The organism is Variovorax sp. GW821-FHT10B04 (assembly GCF_059415645.1).
The window spans coordinates 197,524-216,560 of the sequence record NZ_JBWKNQ010000003.1 but is presented as its reverse complement, the minus strand read 5'-3'; the positions used below and the strand labels follow the sequence as shown (position 1 = coordinate 216,560).

Here is a 19,037-nt window from a genome sequence, read left to right as displayed (position 1 = left end):
CTGGATCGTCATGACGGGGCGCGCGGCGGCTCAGGCGGCCTGGCCGTTGCCCAGGCCGGCGTTCTGGCGCAGTGCCAGCTTCCAGAGGCGCAGGGCACGGGCCGCGAAGATACCGCTGAAAGCGCCGTACAGGGTGCCGATCGACAGGGCAAAACCCAGGCTTGCCGGCAGTTCGGGATGCATGGCCACGGCCACGCCGACGATGTACTTGGTGAAGAAGATGCCCATCATCAGCGCCAGCGGAATCGGGCTGCCTGCGGCGTGGAAGGTGCGGGTCGCGGCCGCGTAGCGGGTCGACGCCGGGAGCGGCATGCGCGAGACGACCAGGCCGAGCACCGCGGCGGCGATGGCCCAGCCGACCATGGCGAGCGGGTTTGCAGCGAAGGCCGACAGCACGCCGTAGATCGAAAGGCCCGTCATCGCGATCGGCATGACCGCGACGCGCGTCAGGCTGGTGGTGTTGGGCACCAGCTGCTTGGCGCCGAGCAGCACGAGGATGCCGAACAGTGCGAAGACCCAGGTCGGGGTGTGGGCGAGGATTTGCATCAGCATGGCGATTTCTCCGGAAGTGAAAGGGGTGAGTGGGAAGCGATGGCGTAACTGTGCCGAGCCCGCCGGCGCCCGGCGAGCGCGATGCGACGAAGTGCATGCCGGCGGCGCGAAATGCAGTCCGGCGGTGCAAAAAGCGGCTTTTTTAGAGGGTGGCGTGGCGCCGCGCCCACGTTCCGAACTCGCTTTACAAGCCATTTACGGCGTGGCAGGGAGCCGGTAGCAATCCCTCGTGGAGCGCACGCTACGATCCGGAGCCAAGCGCCAGTCAGCGCCATCCGCGCCCGTGTTTTCCCAGGATTTGTCATGGACCCTCGCCCCCCAACGACCCCGCCACCCGTTGCCATCACCAGCGGGCCGCCGCCCCGCAAACGCCGTTGGTTGGGCGCCGTCATTGCCATACTGGGGACGGCCGCGCTGATCGGCGGCGCCTATTACCTGGTCAACCGGCCGCCTGCCACCGGCAACGGCGGGCCTGGCGCCGGAGGCCCCGGTGGGCCGGGCGGCCCGGGAGGTCCTGGCGGCGCCGGCGGTGCGCGCCGTGCGGGCGGCGGCGGTGCGCTGGTCACGGTCGGCATGGCCGTCGCCAAGCGGGCCGACATTCCCGTCTATCTCGATGCCCTGGGCACCGTCACGCCGGTGACCACCGTCACGCTGCGCCCGCAGGTGTCGGGCGTGATGACCGACGTGCTCTTCACCGAAGGCCAGATGGTGCGCAAGGGCGAGGTGCTGGCCCGCATCGATCCGCGTCCTTACGAGCAGGCGCTGATGCAGGCGCAGGGCACCCGCGAGCGCGACGAGGCGCAGCTCGAGGCCGCGCGCGTCACGCTGGAGCGCTACCGCACGCTGCTGGGGCAGGACTCCATCGCGCGCCAGGACGTCGACACCCAGGCCGCGCTGGTCAAGCAGCTGCAGGGCACCGTCACGACCGACAAGGCGTCGGAGGCGAGCGCCAAGCTCAATCTCGACTACACCCGCGTGACGTCGCCGGTGAGCGGCCGCGTGGGCCTGCGCACGGTCGACCCGGGCAACTACGTGGCCGCGGGCGCCACCACCGGGATCGCGACCATCACCCAGATGACGCCGATCGACGTGCAGTTCTCGGTGCCGCAGGACCGCGTGCCCGACATCGAGGCGCGCGTGCGTTCCGGCGCCACGCTGGCGGTGACCGCGCTCGACCGCACCAAGGCGACCACGCTCGACATCGGCACGTTCTCGACGCTGGACAACGTGGTCGACACCACCACCGGCACGGTCAAGGCCAAGGCGCGCTTCGGCAATGCGAAGAGCGGGTTGTTCCCGAGCCAGTTTGTCAACGTGCAGCTGCTGCTGCGCACCATCGACGGCGCGGTGACGGTGCCGGTCACGGCGCTGCGGACCTCCGGCACCGGCAACTACGTCTATGTGATCAACGAAGACCGCACGGTGTCGATGCGCGACGTGAAGCGCGGCGAGTCGACGGTCGAGTCGGTGGTCGTCACCAGCGGCCTGAAGGACGGCGAACGGGTCGTGACCGAAGGCGGCGACCGGCTGAAGGACGGCTCCAGCGTGCAATTGCCGACCGACGCGCCGCGCCAGCGTGGCGCCGGTGGGGCGGGCGGTCCTGGCGGACGGCGGCAGGGCGCATCGGGTCCGCAGGGCGGGGCCTCCGCGCCCGGGCAGGGTGCGTCCGCTGGGCGTGCTCCCGAAGCGACACCGCCGGCCGCAGCGCCAGGCAGCGTGCCCGCAGCGGCACCCGGCACGGCGACCGGTACGCCGACCGCACCGGCCGGCCCGCTGGCTGCGCCGCCCCGCGGCGCGGTGCCAGCCGGCGCGCGTGCAGAATCTTCCGGCACCGCGGCGCCACAGCCGGCGCCTGCGGTCGCGCCCGAAGCGGTCAAGCCGCTGCCGACCGCCGAGCAGCGTCAGCGCATGCTCGACAGCGCCAAGGACAACCCCGAGCAGCTCGCGCGTCGCAAGCAATTCCTCGAGTCGCTCGACAAGGGCGACCCGGCTGCACTGGCGCGCTGGCAACAGATGGGCGACCGCATGGGCCAGGGCGGCGGACAGGGACCGCGGCGCGAAGGCGGCGGCGGAGGCCAATGAGCCCGTCACGCCCCTTTATCGAGCGGCCGGTCGCGACCGCGCTGCTCATGGTGGCGATCGTGCTCGCGGGCTTCGTGGGCTTTCGCTTCCTGCCGCTGTCGGCGCTGCCGCAGGTCGACTACCCGACCATCCAGGTGCAGACGCTGTACCCGGGCGCCAGTCCCGAGGTCATGAGCCGCACCGTGACGGCACCGCTGGAGCGCCAGTTCGGCCAGATGTCTGGCCTGAGCCGCATGAGTTCGACCAGCGCCGCCGGCGTGTCGATCGTCACGCTGCAGTTCGGCCTGACCGAGACGCTCGACGTCGCCGAGCAGGAGGTGCAGGCCGCCATCAACGCCAGCAATTCGCTGTTGCCCGCCGACCTGCCCGCGCCGCCGGTGTACGCCAAGGTGAACCCGGCCGACGCGCCGGTGCTCACGCTCGCGATCAGCTCGAAGTCGATGCCGCTGACCGAGGTGCAGAACATCGTCAACACGCGCCTGGCGCAGAAAATCAGCCAGGTGTCGGGCGTCGGCCTCGTGACGCTGTCGGGCGGTCAGCGGCCGGCCGTGCGCATCCAGGCCGACACCAAGGCGCTTGCCTCGTACGGCATCGGCCTCGACACGCTGCGCACCGCGATCTCGGCCGCCAATGCGAACAGCGCCAAGGGCAGTTTCGACGGCCCGTCGCGCTCGTATTCCATCAACGCCAATGACCAGCTGGTCACGGCCGACGACTACAAGAACCTGGTCGTCGCCTACCGCAACAGTGCGCCGGTGCGCATGACCGACGTGGCGCAGGTGGTCGACAGCGCCGAGAACACGCGGCTGGGCGCCTGGTCGGGCATGACGGGTGAACTGACGCCGGCGATCATCCTGAACGTGCAGCGTCAGCCCGGCGCCAACGTCATCGCCACGGTCGACGCCATCCAGCGGCAGTTGCCCGAGCTGCAGGCCGGCCTGCCGACCTCGCTCGACGTGAAGGTGCTGAGCGACCGGACCACCGGCATCCGCGCCTCGGTCAAGCACGTGGAGATCGAACTGGTGCTCGCCGTGCTGCTGGTGGTGCTGGTGATCTTCTTCTTCCTGCACAGCTGGCGCGCCACCGTCATCGCCAGCCTGGCGGTGCCGATCTCGCTGATCGGCACCTGCGGGCTGATGTACATGCTGGGCTACAGCCTGAACAACCTGAGCCTGATGGCGCTGACGATCGCGACCGGCTTCGTGGTCGACGACGCGATCGTGATGATCGAGAACATCGCGCGCTACCTGGAGGAGGGCGAGACGCCCTTCGCCGCGGCGCTGAAGGGCGCGGCGCAGATCGGCTTCACAATCATCTCGCTGACGGTGTCGCTGATCGCGGTGCTGATTCCGCTGCTGTTCATGGGCGACGTGGTCGGCCGGTTGTTCCGCGAGTTCGCGGTCACGCTGGCGATCACGATCCTGATCTCGGCCGTGGTGTCGCTCACGCTGGTGCCGATGATGTCCGCCCGGTTGCTGCGCAGCGAGCCGCACAACGCCACGCGCGGACTGGCCGGCAAGGTGCAGGCCTTCTTCGACCGCGTGATCGCGCGCTACGACATCTGGCTGCAATGGGTCTTCCGCCGCCAGGGGCTGACGCTGCTCGTCGCACTGGCGACGCTGGCGCTGACCGTGCTGCTCTACGTGATGATTCCCAAGGGCCTGTTTCCGACGCAGGACACCGGCCAGCTGCAAGGGCGCATCGAGGCTGCGCAGGACGTGTCCTATGCACGCATGGCCGAGCTTCAGCAGGCCGCCGCGCGCGCCGTGCTGGCCGACCCCGACGTGCAGAGCCTGAGCTCGTTCACCGGCGTCGACGCGGCCAACAACACGATGCTGAACACCGGCCGCATGCTGATCAACCTGAAGGCCGACCGCGGCTCGCAGGAAGACACGATGAACCGGCTGCGCGACCGCGTGGCGCAGGTCGCCGGCGTCAAGCTGTACCTCCAGCCGACGCAGGACCTGACGATCGACGCCGAGACCGGCCCGACCGAATTCCGCTTCTCGATCGAAGGCGTCGATTCGGCCACCGTGACCGAATGGGTGCGCAAGCTGATGGCGCGCCTGGAGTCGGTGCCGCAGGTGCGCAACGTGACGAGCGACGCCGGTGCGCAGGGCCTGTCGGCCTACATCGACATCGACCGCAACACCGCATCGCGGCTGTCGGTGACGGCCAGCGCGGTGGACGACGTGCTCTACAGCGCGTTCGGCCAGCGCATCGTGTCGACCATCTTCACCGAGACCAACCAGTACCGCGTGATCCTGGAGGCCAAGACCGATTCGATCGAGACGCCGCAGCAGCTCGGCACGCTGAACCTCAAGACCGGCGCCGGCACGCCGACGCCGCTGTCGGCCATCGCGACGATCCGCGAGCAGCTCGCGCCGCTGCAGATCACGCACGTGGCGCAGTACCCGGCCGCCACGGTGGGCTTCGACACGGCGCACGGCGTGTCGCTGGGCCGCGCGGTCGACTCTATCCGCCAGGCCGCCAAGGAGATCGGCATGCCGGCCGGCGTGTCGATGACCTTCCTCGGCGCCTCGGGTGCCTACGAGAAGTCGCTGTCGAACCAGCTGTGGCTGATCCTGGCGGCGGTGGTGTGCGTGTACATCGTGCTCGGCGTGCTGTATGAGAGCTACATCCATCCGCTCACGATCCTGTCGACCTTGCCGTCGGCCGGCGTGGGTGCGCTGCTGGCGCTGATGATCACGGGCAACGACCTGGGCGTGATCGGCATCATCGGCATCATCCTGCTGATCGGCATCGTGAAGAAGAACGCGATCATGATGATCGACTTCGCGATCGACGCCGAGCGCACGCAGGGCAAGACGCCGCTGGAAGCGATCCATCAAGCCGCGCTCCTGCGCTTCCGCCCGATCCTGATGACGACGCTGGCCGCATTGTTCGCCGCCGTGCCGCTCATGCTGGGCTTCGGCGAAGGCGCCGAGCTGCGCCGGCCGCTGGGCCTGGCGATCTTCGGCGGGCTGATCCTGAGCCAGGTGCTGACGCTGTTCACCACGCCGGTGATCTACCTCGCCTTCGACCGGCTGGGACAGCGCTTCGGGCGCAAGCGGGAGCTGGCGGCGTGAATCTGTCCCGCCCCTTCGTCGAGCGCCCGATCGCGACGGTGCTGTTGACCATCGGCATCGCGCTGGCCGGCATCGGGGCGTTCTTCGTGCTGCCGGTGTCGCCGCTGCCGAAGGTCGACTACCCGACGATCTCGGTGAGCGCGAGCCTGTCCGGCGCCAGTCCCGACACGATGGCGAGCAGCGTGGCCACGCCGCTGGAGCGGCGGCTCGGCACCATCGCGGGCGTCAACGAGATGACGTCGAGCAGCTCGACGGGCTCGGCCCGCGTCACGCTGCAGTTCGACCTCAACCGCAACATCGATGGCGCCGCGCGCGAGGTGCAGGCCGCCATCAACGCGGCCCGCGCCGACCTGCCGTCCACGCTCAAGAGCAATCCGACCTACCGCAAGGCCAACCCGGCGTCGTCGCCGGTCATCATCCTGGCGCTCACGTCGAAGACGAAGACGCCGGGCCAGATCTACGACGCGGTGTCGAACATCGTCAGTCAGCGCATATCGCAGGTCGAAGGCGTCGGCGACGTCGAGATCGGCGGCGGCTCGTTGCCGGCGGTGCGCATCGAACTGCTTCCGTTCGCACTCAACAAGTACGGCATCAGCACCGAGGACGTGCGCGCCGCCATCCAGGCCAGCAACGCGAACCGGCCCAAGGGCGCGATCGAGGGCGAAGGCCGCCGGCTGCAGATCTACACGCCGGCACCGGGGCGGCGCGCGGCGGACTACAGGTCGCTGATCGTCGCCTGGCGCAACAACGCGGCGGTCCGGCTGTCGGACGTGGCCAACGTGGTCGACGGCGTCGAGAACCGCCGCACGCTGGGCCTGTTCAACGGCCAGCCGGCCATCATCGTGCTGATCACGCGCGACCCGAGTGCCAACATCATCGAGACGGTCGACGGCGTGCGCGCACTGCTGCCCGAACTGCGTGCGCAACTGCCCGCGGACATCGAGGTGCAGGTGGCGTCGGACAGCACCAACTCCATCCGCGCATCGCTCAAGGAGATCGAGTTCACGCTGATGATCTCCATCGCGCTGGTCGTGCTGGTGGTCGGGCTGTTCCTGCGCAAGGTGCGCGCGACCATCGTGCCCGCGGTCGCGACGGTGGTGTCGCTGCTCGGCACCTTCGGCGTGATGTACCTGCTGGGCTTCAGCCTGAACAACCTGAGCCTGATGGCGCTGACGGTCGCCACCGGCTTCGTGGTGGACGACGCGATCGTGGTGCTCGAGAACACCATGCGGCACATCGAGGCCGGCATGGGGCGGCTCGAGGCGGCGTTGCGCGGCGCGCGCGAGGTCGGCTTCACGGTGCTGTCGATCAGCCTGTCGCTGGTGGCGGTGTTCATCCCGCTGCTGTTCATGGACGGGCAGGTCGGTCGTCTGTTCCGCGAGTTCGCGGTCACGCTGTCGGCGTCGGTGCTGATCTCGCTCGTGATCTCGCTCACCACCACACCGATGATGTGCGCCTGGCTGTTGCGGGCCGAACCCGTGCCGGACCCGGATGCGCCGAAGCGGCGTCCGGCCTGGCCGGTGCGCTGGGCGGAGCGGGGCTACGACGCCGTGCTGCGCACTTACGAGCGCAGCCTGGATTGGGCACTCGCCAGCAAGACCATCGTGATGCTGGTGCTGCTGGCCGTGGTGGGCCTCAACGTCTACCTGTTCGTGAAGATTCCCAAGGGCTACTTCCCGCAGCAGGACAACGGCCAGCTCAACGGCGGGCTGCGGGCGGACCAGAGCATCTCGTCCGATGCACTCGGGCAGAAGCTCAAGCAGGCCGTCGACATCGTGCGGGCCGATCCGGCCGTGGACACCGTGGTCGGCTTCTCGGGCGGCAGCCGGGCCGGCGGCGGCTTCATGTTCGTCAACCTCAAGCCGGTGGGCGACCGTGACGTGAGCAGCGCCGCGGTGATCGCGCGGCTGCGTCCGCAACTCGACAAGCTCACCGGGCTGCGCGTTTTCCTGGGCCAGGTGCAGGACCTGCGCATGGGTGGCCGGTCGAGCAATTCGACCTACCAGTACACGCTGAAGGCCGACAACATCAAGGACCTGCGGCTGTGGACGACCAAGCTCGCCGATCGCCTGCGCGAAGAGCCGCTGCTGACGGACATCGACAGCGACCAGTCCGACAACGGCGTCGAGACCTATGTCACGGTCGACCGCGAGACGGCGTCGCGCATGGGCATCACGTCGAGTTCGATCGACAGCTCGCTCTACAACGCCTTCGGCCAGCGTTCGGTGGCGACGATCTACGACGAGCTCAACCAGTACGCGGTGATCATGGAGTGGTCGCCCCGCTACATGCAGGGGCCGGTGGCGCTGAAGGACCTGTACCTGCCGGGCTCGACCGCAACGGCCACCGGCGCGACGGTGGACACCACGTCGGCCAATCCCGGCCTTCGCGGCGCTTCGACCGGCGCTCCGTTGAGCACCAGCGTGACGCCGATGGTGCCGCTGTCGGCCGTCTCGAAGATCAGCGAGCGCGCGATCCCGAGCTCGATCTCGCATGATGGCGGCGAACTGTCGAGCACCATTTCGTTCAGCCTCGCCGAAGGCGTGTCGCTCAGCGATGCGCGCGACGTCTTCGACCAGGCCGTTGCGGGCATCGCCATGCCGATCAACGTGCGCGGGGCGTTCAGCGGGACGGCCGCCGGCTTCCAGTCGACGCAGGGTCAGCAGACCTTCCTGATCATCGCGGCGATCGTGGTGATCTACATCGTGCTGGGCGTGCTGTACGAGAGCCTGGTGCACCCGATCACGGTGTTGACGACATTGCCGTCGGCTGGCGTGGGCGCGGTGATCGCGCTGCTGCTGTTCCGGATGGACTTCTCCATCATCGCGTTGATCGGCGTGTTCCTGCTGATCGGCATCGTGAAGAAGAACGCGATCCTGATCATCGACTTTGCGCTGGAGGCGCAACGCGCGCGCGGCCTGACTGCGGCCGAGGCGGCCCGCGAGGCCTGCCTGCTGCGCTTCCGGCCGATCCTGATGACGACCCTGGCGGCCGCGCTCGGCGCACTGCCGCTGGCGATCGGTTTCGGCCAGGGCGCCGAACTGCGGCAGCCGCTCGGCGTGGCCATCGTGGGCGGGCTCATCGCGAGCCAGCTGCTCACCTTGCTGACCACACCGGTCGTCTACGTGCTGATGGACAAGCTGCGCCGCAAGGCGCCCAACGAACAGGCGTTGGCGCGAGCCGCGACGTGACGGAGATGGATATGAAGAGAAGTTGTGCGCCCTCGCTGCGTGTTCTGGCACTGGCGCTGGCCACGGTGGGTTCGCTCACCGCCTGTGCGGTCGGGCCGGCCTACCAGCAGCCGACCGTCCAGTCGCCTGCGGCCTGGCGGGAGGCCAAGGCGGCCGAAGGCTGGGTGCCGGCCGCTCCGGCCGATGCCATGGACCGCGGCGAATGGTGGCGCCTGTTCGGCGACGCCGATCTCGATGCGCTGGCTGCACGCGTGCAGATCTCCAACCAGAACATCGCCGCCGCGGTGGCCAGCTACGCGCAGGCGATGGCGCTCGTGCGCGAGCAGCGGGCCAGCCTGTTCCCGACCGTGTCCGCCTCGGGCAGCGCCACGCGCAGCGGCAACCGGTCGGCCAACACCGCCACCGGCAGCGCGAGCGCCGGCGTCAGCGCCTCCTGGACGCCCGACGTCTGGGGCCGGCTGAGCCAGGCCGTGAACAGCGCCCAGGCCAGCGCGCAGGCGAGCGAAGCCGACCTGGCCGCCGCCCGGCTGTCGGCCGTCGGCGAGCTGGCGTCCAACTACTTCTCGCTGCGCGAGGCCGACGCCGAACTGGCGATCCTCACCAGCACGCTGGAAGGCTACGAACGCTCGCTGGTCATCACGCGCAACCGCTATGAAGCCGGCATCGCCGCGCAGAGCGACGTGCTGCAGGCGCAGACGCAGCTCATCAACACGCGTGCCGAGCGCGTGGCCCTGGAGCGCACGCGCGCGGCCTACGAACACGCGATCGCCGTGCTGGTCGGTGTCGCACCGGCGGATTTCCAGCTGGCGGCCGCGAACACCTGGGCGCCGACCGTGCCCTCGGTGCCGCTGGGCGTGCCGTCGACGGTGCTGCAGCGGCGGCCCGACATCGCCGCGGCCGAGCGCGCGGTCGCGTCGGCCAATGCGCAGATCGGCATCGCGCGGGCGGCGTACTACCCGAGCTTCGGCCTGAGCGCGTCGCTCAGCCGTTCATCGAGCCGTGTGTCGGACCTGTTCAGCGCGTCGAACACGCTGTGGTCGGTCGGCCTCTCGGCTGCGCAGGTGCTGTTCGATGCCGGCGCGATCGACGCCAGTGTCGATGCGGCGCGTGCGTCCTACGACGCCTCGGTGGCGCGGTACCGGCAGACGGTGCTGACGGCCTTCCAGACCGTGGAAGACCAGCTCACCGCCACGGCCAGCCTCGCGCAACAGGAGCAGTTGCGCCGCGAGGCTTCGGCCGCCGCCGACAAGACCGAACAGCAGATCCTGAACCGCTACCGTGCCGGCCAGGTCAGCTACACGGACGTCGTGACCGCACAGGCGTCCGCGTTGAGCGCCCGCCGCACCGTGCTGCAGCTGCAGGTGAGCCGGCAGACGGCTGCCGTGACGCTGGTCCAGTCGCTCGGTGGCGGCTGGGAGGCGAGCTGGCTTGCGCCGTCGGCGTCAACACCCGTTTCCCGCTGACGCGCAAGCGTGTTTGCCGCAATGGCGCGGATCACGACGCGTAACTTCTGTTAACTGAATGTGATCTGAAAGATTGAATCGCGATAATTCGCGCTCTTTCACAAGGAGTGCGCGTGGATATTGTTTTGCTGGTCAAGGCCGCCATCATGGGCATCGTCGAGGGACTGACGGAGTTCCTGCCCATTTCATCCACCGGCCACCTGATCCTGGCCGGTTCGTTGCTCGGCTTCGACGACGACAAGGCAAAGGTCTTCGACATCGCGATCCAGACCGGCGCGATCTTCGCGGTGATCCTGGTGTACTGGCAAAAGATCCGCTCGACCGTCGTTGCGCTGCCGCGCCAGCGCAAGGCGCAGCGGCTGGCACTCAACGTGCTCATCGGCTTCCTGCCGGCCGTGGTGCTGGGCCTGCTGTTCGGCAAGGTCATCAAGGAGCATCTGTTCACGCCGGTCGTGGTCGCCAGCACCTTCATCATCGGCGGCTTCATCATCCTGTGGGCCGAGCGTCGGCCGCCGGGCTCGGTGCGCATCGAGAACGTGGACGACATGACGCCCTGGGACGCGCTCAAGGTCGGCCTGGTCCAGTGCTTCGCGATGGTGCCGGGCACCAGCCGCAGCGGCTCGACCATCATCGGCGGCATGCTGCTCGGCCTGAGCCGCCAGGCCGCGACCGACTTCTCGTTCTTCCTGGCGATCCCGACGCTGATCGGTGCCGGCATCTACAGCCTCTACAAGGAGCGTGCGCTGCTGTCGATGCACGACATTCCGCTGTTCGCTGTCGGCCTGATCTTCTCCTTCGTCAGTGCCTGGCTGTGCGTGCGCTGGTTGCTGAAGTACATCAGCACCCACAACTTCATTCCCTTCGCCTGGTACCGCATCGCGTTCGGCATCGTGGTGCTGGCGACGGCGTGGAGCGGGCTGGTGGTCTGGGCGGAATAACCGGCAACCCACATCGGTGCCAGTGACACCGCGGAAACCGGCTTTGCCGGGCCGCTGGTGTTGCTCGCGGTGAGGGCTACATGTTCCGCAGCGATGCCTCGATGGCCGCTGCGGTGGCGATCGGCTTTTCCATCGGGAACAGATGGGTCCCGTCGAGCATCATGATGCGGCCCTTGGTGACCTGTTGCGTCATCGCCATGCCGACGCGGCGCATCTCGACCGACTGGCGTCCGCCGATGAAGGCGGCGCGGCATTGCAGGGGATGCGCGCGCAGCAGTGCCGCGAGGTTGTGGGGCAGCGTGTCGTAGATCTGGGTCTCGACGTCGCGGTCGAAGCTCAGCGCGCGCGTGTCGTCGCTGTCGAAGGTGCCGTGCTCGATGTAGTCGCGCAGCACCTGCGCATCCCAGCGAGCGAAGGCCTTCTTGCTGCGGAAATGCGCGAACACCGCCTCGCGGTCTTCCCAGCTGTTGCGGCGTCTGCGGCTCACCATGCCGGGCGACATGCTCTTCATCAGCGACGTGCGCTTGACGAGGTTCAGCGTGTTGGCGCGCCAGCCGCCGATGATGGGCGAATCGATCAGCAGCACGCCCGCCGCGAGCTTCGGATGCAGCGCCGCGCACATCAGGCTCAAGAAGCCGCCCAGCGAATGGCCGACCAGAAAGACGGGGCGGCCGGCCGCGTCGCTGCGCTGCTGCGCGAAGTCCGCGAGCTGCTGCACCAGGTGCGGCCAGTTGTCGGTGACGGGGTACTTCGGGTCATGCCCGAACTTCTCGATCGCATCGACCTCGAAGCCGCGGTTGCGCAGGCTGTCGAGGATCACGCGGTAGGTGCTCGCAGGGAAACTGTTGCCGTGCGAGAAGACGATGGGCGCGATCGGTGGCATCGGGCGCCGGGTTAGATGAGCTTTTCTTCGGGGGTCGAGATCTTGCGCAGCGGCGCATGCCGCGCGGCCGGCATCATCAGCGGATGCGCCGTGGCGCTGCCGTCCCAGACCGGGTCGTCGATGCTGTCGAACACCTCGCGCAGCTTCTGGCCCCAGCTGTTGTGCATCATCTGGTAGTAGGGGTTGTTGGCGTCCATGCAGACGATCTTGTCGGTCTGCAGGCGGCCGGCCTCGTACACCACCAGGTCGAGCGGCAGGCCGACCGAGAGGTTGGACTTCATCGTCGAATCCATCGACACGAGCGCGCACTTGGCCGCTTCGTCGAGCGGCGTGTCGGGCGTGAGCACGCGGTCGAGCACCGGCTTGCCGTACTTCGATTCGCCGATCTGGAAGTAGGGCGTCTCGTTGGTCGCCTCGATGAAATTGCCGGCGGAATAGACCAGGAACAGGCGCATGCCTTCGCCCTTGACCTGGCCACCGAAGATGAAGGACACGTTGAAGTCCAGCCCCGCGTGCTTGAGCGCCTCGGCGTCGCGGTCGTACACGTGGCGCACCGCCGAGCCCAGCACGCGCGCGGCGTCGAACATGCTCCTGGCGTTCCAGATGGTGATCGGCGAACCGGGTTCGCCGTCGGCGTTGGTCTCGCGAAGCTCCTCGATCTGCAGGATTTCGCGCACCGATTGCGAGATGCTCAGGTTGCCGGCCGACAGCAGCGTCATGACGCGGTCGCCCGGCTGTTCATAGACGATCATCTTGCGGAAGGTGCTGATGTGGTCGACACCCGCGTTGGTCCGGGAGTCCGACAGGAACACCAGGCCGGCGTTGAGTTTGATGCCTACGCAATAAGTCATGGGGGTGTCTCAGCCGCGTTCGCGCTTGTTGAGTTTTTTGAGTGTGTACAGCGCTTCCAGCGCCTCCCGCGGGCTCATCGCGTCGGGGTCGAGCGTGGCCAGCGCCGATTCTACGGCGCTGGTCTCCGGCAACTCGACCTCCGGCGCATCGGCGAACAGGTCGACCTGCGCGCGCGTTTGCGTCTGCTGCGCTTCGAGTGCCTCGAGCGCGTGGCGCGCGTGGTTGACCACCGCCGCCGGCATGCCGGCGAGCCGCGCGACCTGGATGCCGTAGCTCTTACTGGCCGGGCCGGGCTGCATCTCGTGCAGGAAGACGATGTCGCGGCCTGACTCGGTGGCGCTCACGTGCATGTTGACCGCGCCGTGATGCGAGGCCGGGAATTCGGTGAGCTCGAAATAGTGGGTCGCGAACAGCGTGAAGGCCTTGGTGCGGTCGTGCAGCTGCGCGGCGATGCCGGCGGCGAGCGCCAGGCCGTCGAAGGTGCTCGTGCCGCGGCCGATCTCGTCCATCAGCACCAGCGACTGCGCGGTGGCGCTGTGCAGGATCTGCGCGGCCTCGGTCATCTCCAGCATGAAGGTCGACTGCGCATTGGCCAGGTCGTCGGCCGCGCCGATGCGCGTGTGGATCGCGTCGATCGGCCCGAGCCGGCAAGCCGTGGCCGGCACATGCGACCCGATCGATGCGAGCAGCACGATGATCGCGATCTGCCGCATGTAGGTGGACTTGCCACCCATGTTCGGCCCGGTGATCACCTGCATGCGCTGCTGCGGGCCGAGCTGCGTGTCGTTGGCGATGAAGCCGCCCGAGGACTTCTCGGCCAGCCGCGCCTCGACCACCGGATGGCGACCCTGCACGATGTCGATGCACGGGTGCGTGACGAAGCTCGGTGCCTTCCAGTGCAGCGTGTGCGAGCGTTCGGCCAGTGCGCACAGCGCATCGAGCGAGGCGATGCCGCCGGCCAGTTGCGTGAGCGCATTGACGTGCACCTGCAGCGCGTCGAGCAACTGCTCGTAGAGCCACTTCTCGCGGGCCAGCGCACGGTCCTGCGCGCTCAGCGCCTTGTCCTCGAAGGCCTTGAGTTCGGGCGTGATGAAGCGCTCGGCATTCTTCAGCGTCTGGCGGCGGCGGTAGTTGTCCGGCACCTTGGTGAGCGCGCTTTGCGTGACCTCGATATAGAAACCGTGCACGCGGTTGAACTGCACGCGCAGGTTCGAGATGCCGGTGCGTTCGCGCTCCTGGATCTCGAGCTGCAGCAGGAAGTCGTCGCAGTTGTCGCTGATGGCACGCAGCTCGTCGAGTTCCGGATCGTGGCCCGTCGCGATCACGTCGCCGTCGCGCACCAGCGCCGACGGGTCGGGCTTGATCGCCGCGACCAGCAGCTCGGCGCAGCCCGGTGGCGGCACGAAGCGCTCGGCCATGCGGGCGAGCAGCGCCGAGGCACCGGGCAATGCAGGCCCGAGCTGCTCGGCCTTGGCCAGCGCGAGCCGCAGTGCGACCAGCTCGCGCGGGCGCACCTGGCGCAGCGCGATGCGCGCGGCGATGCGTTCGACGTCGCTGGTGTTCTTCAGCTGTTCGCGCAGGCTGCGCCACCGGGCGGCCGTCGTGCCCGGCGCATGGGCCTGGAGCGCGCCGATGGCCTCGAGCCGGGCCCGCGCCTCGCCGCGGTCGCGCCGCGGTGCGAGCAGCCAGCGCTTCAGCAGGCGGCTGCCCATGCCGGTCATGCAGGTATCGAGCAGCGAGAACATCGTCGGCGAATCCTCGCCGCGCAGGGTCTGCACGAGTTCGAGGTTGCGCCGCGTGGCGGGCGGCAGTTCGATCAGGTCGCCGTCGCGCTCGACGACCAGGCGCTGCACGTGCGACAGCGCGCGGCCCTGCGTGTGTTCGGCATAGCCGAGCAGGGCGGACGCGGCGCCGTGCGCGTTGGTCAGCGACTCGGCGTTCCAGGCCGCGAGGCTGGCGCTGGCCAGTTGCTCGCACAGCTTGCGCTCGCCCAGGCCGCCGTCGAACTGCCAGGCCGGCCGCACGGACAGCGTGAACGGCGTCGTGGCGCGCAGCGCCTTGAGCCTGTTCTCGAAGGCGGGCGTGACCTCGGCGCTGTAGAGCAGTTCGCTCGGTCCGATGCGGCCGATCCAGGCCTCGAGCGCTTCGGCCGGGCATTCGGCGAGGTGCAGTTCGGCGCCGGTCACGCTGAGCCAGGCCAGGCCGCAGAAGTTGCGCGCGCCCGCGTGGACCGCGAGCAACAGCGATTCGCTCTTGTCGTTCAGCAGCTCGGCGTCTGTCAGCGTGCCGGGCGTGACGACGCGCATCACCTTGCGCTCGACCGGCCCCTTGGACGCGCCGACTTCGCCGACCTGCTCGCAGATCGCGACCGATTCGCCGAGCTTGATGAGCCGCGCGAGGTAGGCATCGACCGCGTGGAAGGGCACGCCGGCCATCACCACCGGCTGGCCCGCCGACTGGCCGCGCTGCGTCAGCGTGATGTCGAGCAGGCGCGCGGCCTTTTCGGCATCGCCGTAGAACAGCTCGTAGAAGTCGCCCATCCGGTAGAACAGCAGCGTGTCGGGATGGTCCACCTTGAGGCGGAAGTACTGGCTCATCATCGGGGTGTGCCCCTGGAGCTCGCCGATGGATGGCCCCTGGCCTGGTTCGTTGATATCGCTGGTGTCGCTCGTCTTTGGCACGCCGTGAATTCCGTTGGACTGAGGTGTCATGTCTGCGCCGCATCGGCCTTGACCGTCTGGCGGCCGGTTCGCTCGAAGGCGCAACAGCGCATTATCGTGGAGGGTGTCGATGCATCCGGGGCATGCAGCTTGCATGCGGACGGGCCGATCCTGGAGTCACATGCTGCAATTTCTTTCCCGCCGGCTCGGCCGGCTCAGCGTCGGTCGCAAGCTGCTCGTCATCTACCTGCTGGACCTCACGGCGGTGATCTTCATCAGTGGCATCCTGATCAACGAGAAGTTCATCGCGATCGACTTCGGGCGCAAGGAAATGGCCGGCATGGCGTACATCGAGCGCTTGCGGCCCGCGCTGATGGCCGTGGCCGGCTGGCGCGGTGCGGGCGTGCCGCAGGCCTCCACGATCGCGCAGGCCGAGCAGGATTTCGGCCCCGACATGCAGAGCGGCGAACTGAACGATGCGTTTCGTACCGCCTTCGAGCGCACGGTCGGTGCCTCCGCGGCCGACCGGCCAGCCCAGGCCCGTGCCGCCGTGGAAAAAGGCCGCGCATTGGTCACCCGCGTGGGCAACCAGTCGAACCTGATCCTCGACCCCGATCTCGACAGCTACTACACGATGTCGCTGGTGCTGCTGCGCTTTCCGGAGCTGATGGAGCTCGGGTCGGCCATGGAGGCCAGGCTGCGTTCGCTGGGAACGGGCGAGTCGCCGTCGACCGAGGCGCGCACGCAGTACTTCATCCTGGAAGGCCGGATCGACGCGATCGCGGCGGGCATCGAGAGCGATTATTCCGAGGCGTTCGTCGCGGCCAAGGGCCCGTTGCGCGCCAACCTGGATGCTTCGCGGCTGCGGCTGGCGGCGGCCGTCGACCGCTTCCGCCGCGCGTCCCGGGCCGTTCTGGAGGGCGGCGGCCGCGGCCTGCCTGTGTTCGACGAAGCCCAGCAATCGCTGTTTGCGGACCTCGATCAGGCCTGGCTGCTGGCCGGACGCGAGCTCGACGACATGCTGCACGTGCGCGAACACGGCTTCTTCTCGCGCATGTGGCTGCATCTGGGCACCGCGTTGTTCCTGCTGCTCATGATTCTTTCGGCCGTGTTCTATGTGGCGCGGCAGATCTCGCTGCCGCTGCGTCGCCTGTCCAACGTCGTCGACACCGTGCGCAAGACGGGCGACCACAGCCTGCGTGCCTACTGGGACAGCGGGGACGAAATCGGGCGTCTGGTGCTGGGCTTCAACGACATGCTCGCGCAGCTCGACCGCGAGCGCCGCATCCAGCAGGAACTGGCGGCGAGCGCACGCGCGGCCGAAGCGCAGCGCGACCTGGTCGAAGCCATTCCGATCCCGCTCATGGTCACGGCCATCCCGGGCCATGAAGTGCTCAATGCCAACTCTCCGGCTCAGGCATGGCTGGGCGGCCGGACCGAGGACCCCTGGGCGCACGGCCTCGATTCGGCGGTGCGCGCGCGCTTCTTCCAGCAGCTGGCGGATCGCCGGGGCGTCGACGAATTCGAGGTGCGCTGGCGTGGCGGTGCCGAGCCTTCGTGGGCGGTCCTGTCGGCACGGCGGCTGACCTACCAGGGCCAGGATGCCGTGCTCACGGCCTTCACCCCGGTCAACCATCTCAAGCTGATGGAGCAGCGCCTCGAGCTCTGGGCCAAGGTGTTCGAGGCCTCGTCCGAGGGCATCATGATCATCGACGCCAACTACCACATCCTGTCGGTGAACCGTGCGCTGTGCCGCCAGACCGGCTACGAATTCAGGGAGCTGGCCGGCGAGATGCCCGAACGGCTGATCGCCGACGACAGCGTGCATTTCGATGCGCTGTGGCCGGCACTCGACAAGCGCAGCGCCTGGCAGGGCGAGGTGCAGGTCAGCCGGCGCAACGGCACCAGCTATCCGGCCTGGCTGGTGGCGAGCGTGGTGCGCGACGGCCCCGAGCGCATCTCGCACTACATCTTCACGTCGATCGACATCAGCGACCGCAAGCGCAGCGAGGAGCGCATCCGCTTCCTGGCACACCACGACGTGCTGACCGAACTGCCCAACCGCTCGCTGTGCATCGAGCGGCTGCGCATGGCGATGCAGCAGGCGCAGCGCACCGGGCAGCGCGTGGGCGTGCTGTTCATCGACCTGGACCGCTTCAAGAACATCAACGATTCGCTGGGCCATCACGTCGGCGACGGGCTGCTGCGTTCCGTGGCCAAACGCATGACCGAAGCCGTCCGCGCCGTCGACACCGTCAGCCGCCTGGGCGGTGACGAATTCGTGATCGTGCTCAACGGCGTGGCCGACAGCGACGAGATCCTGTCGATTGTCGAGCGCCGGCTGGTGCCGTTGATCCGGCGCCCGCACGACATCGACGGCGCTGAGCTGCACGTGTCCTGCAGCGTGGGCATCGCCGTGTTTCCGGACGATGCCCAGGACATCGACACGCTGATGCGCCACGCCGACGTCGCGATGTACCAGAGCAAGGCGAGCGGGCGCGACATGGCGCGCTTCTTCACGCCGGAGATGAACGAGCGCGCGCAGCGGCGGCTGCTCGTCGAATCGAACCTGCGCCATGCGATCGAACGCAACGAACTGAGCCTCTGCTTCCAGCCGCGGGTCGATGCCCATGGCGGCCAGCTCATCAGCGCCGAGGTGCTGCTGCGCTGGCACAACGCGGAGCTTGGGCCGGTCGCACCGGCCCAGTTCATTCCGATCGCCGAAGAGTCGGGGCAGATCGTTGCGATCGGCAGCTGGGTGATCGCCCGTGCGTGCGAGCAGCAGGCGGCCTGGCGCCGCGACGGCGTGGGCTGCGTGCCGCTGTCGGTCAACGTTTCCGCACTCCAGTTGCGCGACGAGGGCCTCGTCGGCGTCCTGCGCGACGCCCTGGTGCAGCATGACGTGGAGCCATCGGACATCGAGATCGAACTGACCGAATCGACCTTGATGGAAGCCGGCGAACAGACCCTGGCGCAACTGCGCGCGCTCAAGTCGCTCGGTGTGCTGCTGTCGATCGACGACTTCGGCACCGGTTATTCGAGCCTGAACTACCTGAACCGCTTTCCGATCGACAAGCTGAAGATCGACCGCTCGTTCGTCCATCAGATGCTCGACGATCCGACCGACATGGCGATCGCCCGGGCCATCATCGGGCTGGGCCATGCGCTCGGCTTGCGCGTGGTGGCCGAAGGTGTGGAAAACGAAAAGGAAGCAGCGACGCTGCGCGCCGCCCGCTGCGACGAACTGCAGGGCTACCTCATCGCGCGGCCGATGCCGGCGGAAGCACTCGCCAGCTGGATCGCGCAGAAGCCTTGATGCGGCGGACG

General features: G+C 68.3%; 10 protein-coding genes. 6 read left to right on the top strand and 4 right to left on the bottom strand.

What is annotated here, in order from left to right; genetic code table 11:
* Window positions 1-30: 30 nt before the first annotated feature.
* Window positions 31-552: a DUF6622 family protein gene (locus tag AC07PZ_RS09220; RefSeq protein ID WP_495294752.1), complete on the bottom strand. Its 522-nt coding sequence runs from the start codon at window positions 550-552 to the stop codon at window positions 31-33.
* Between the two features lie 303 nt (window positions 553-855).
* Between AC07PZ_RS09220 and AC07PZ_RS09215 the strand changes: the two genes are divergently transcribed.
* The 5 genes from AC07PZ_RS09215 (at window position 856) to AC07PZ_RS09195 (ending at window position 11,315) form a co-directional block, all read left to right on the top strand.
* Entirely contained in the window at window positions 856-2,634 is a 1,779-nt protein-coding gene (locus tag AC07PZ_RS09215) for an efflux RND transporter periplasmic adaptor subunit (protein WP_495294751.1), read from the top strand.
* Window positions 2,631-5,723 (top strand): efflux RND transporter permease subunit, encoded by a 3,093-nt coding sequence (locus AC07PZ_RS09210; protein ID WP_495294750.1) that lies wholly within the window; start codon window positions 2,631-2,633, stop codon window positions 5,721-5,723. The genes AC07PZ_RS09215 and AC07PZ_RS09210 overlap by 4 nt, the downstream gene beginning before the upstream one ends.
* Window positions 5,720-8,914, top strand: a complete 3,195-nt coding sequence (locus tag AC07PZ_RS09205) for an efflux RND transporter permease subunit (RefSeq protein ID WP_495294749.1) — start codon at window positions 5,720-5,722, stop codon at window positions 8,912-8,914. The genes AC07PZ_RS09210 and AC07PZ_RS09205 overlap by 4 nt, the downstream gene beginning before the upstream one ends.
* 11 nt (window positions 8,915-8,925) lie before the next feature.
* Window positions 8,926-10,377 carry an efflux transporter outer membrane subunit gene (locus AC07PZ_RS09200; RefSeq protein WP_495294748.1) on the top strand — a complete coding sequence of 484 codons (1,452 nt, stop codon included), beginning with the start codon at window positions 8,926-8,928 and terminating at the stop codon, window positions 10,375-10,377.
* A gap of 113 nt (window positions 10,378-10,490) precedes the next feature.
* Window positions 10,491-11,315: an undecaprenyl-diphosphate phosphatase gene (locus AC07PZ_RS09195; protein WP_495294747.1), complete on the top strand. Its 825-nt coding sequence runs from the start codon at window positions 10,491-10,493 to the stop codon at window positions 11,313-11,315.
* A 76-nt stretch (window positions 11,316-11,391) separates the two neighbouring features.
* On the opposite strand, the gene AC07PZ_RS09190 is transcribed toward AC07PZ_RS09195, so the two are convergent.
* The 3 genes from AC07PZ_RS09190 to mutS are packed head-to-tail and all read right to left on the bottom strand — an operon-like array spanning window position 11,392 to window position 15,650.
* Window positions 11,392-12,198 carry an alpha/beta fold hydrolase gene (locus tag AC07PZ_RS09190; RefSeq protein WP_495294746.1) on the bottom strand — a complete coding sequence of 269 codons (807 nt, stop codon included), beginning with the start codon at window positions 12,196-12,198 and terminating at the stop codon, window positions 11,392-11,394.
* A gap of 11 nt (window positions 12,199-12,209) precedes the next feature.
* Complete coding sequence (locus AC07PZ_RS09185; protein WP_495294745.1) at window positions 12,210-13,049, bottom strand: proteasome-type protease; 840 nt, start codon at window positions 13,047-13,049, stop codon at window positions 12,210-12,212.
* A gap of 9 nt (window positions 13,050-13,058) precedes the next feature.
* Window positions 13,059-15,650 (bottom strand): DNA mismatch repair protein MutS, encoded by a 2,592-nt coding sequence (gene mutS / locus AC07PZ_RS09180; RefSeq protein WP_495295157.1) that lies wholly within the window; start codon window positions 15,648-15,650, stop codon window positions 13,059-13,061.
* A gap of 241 nt (window positions 15,651-15,891) precedes the next feature.
* Here mutS and AC07PZ_RS09175 point away from each other — a divergent pair, with 241 nt between their 5' ends.
* On the top strand, window positions 15,892-19,026 hold the full coding sequence (locus AC07PZ_RS09175) for an EAL domain-containing protein (RefSeq protein WP_495294744.1): 3,135 nt from the start codon (window positions 15,892-15,894) through the stop codon (window positions 19,024-19,026).
* Window positions 19,027-19,037: the final 11 nt, after the last annotated feature.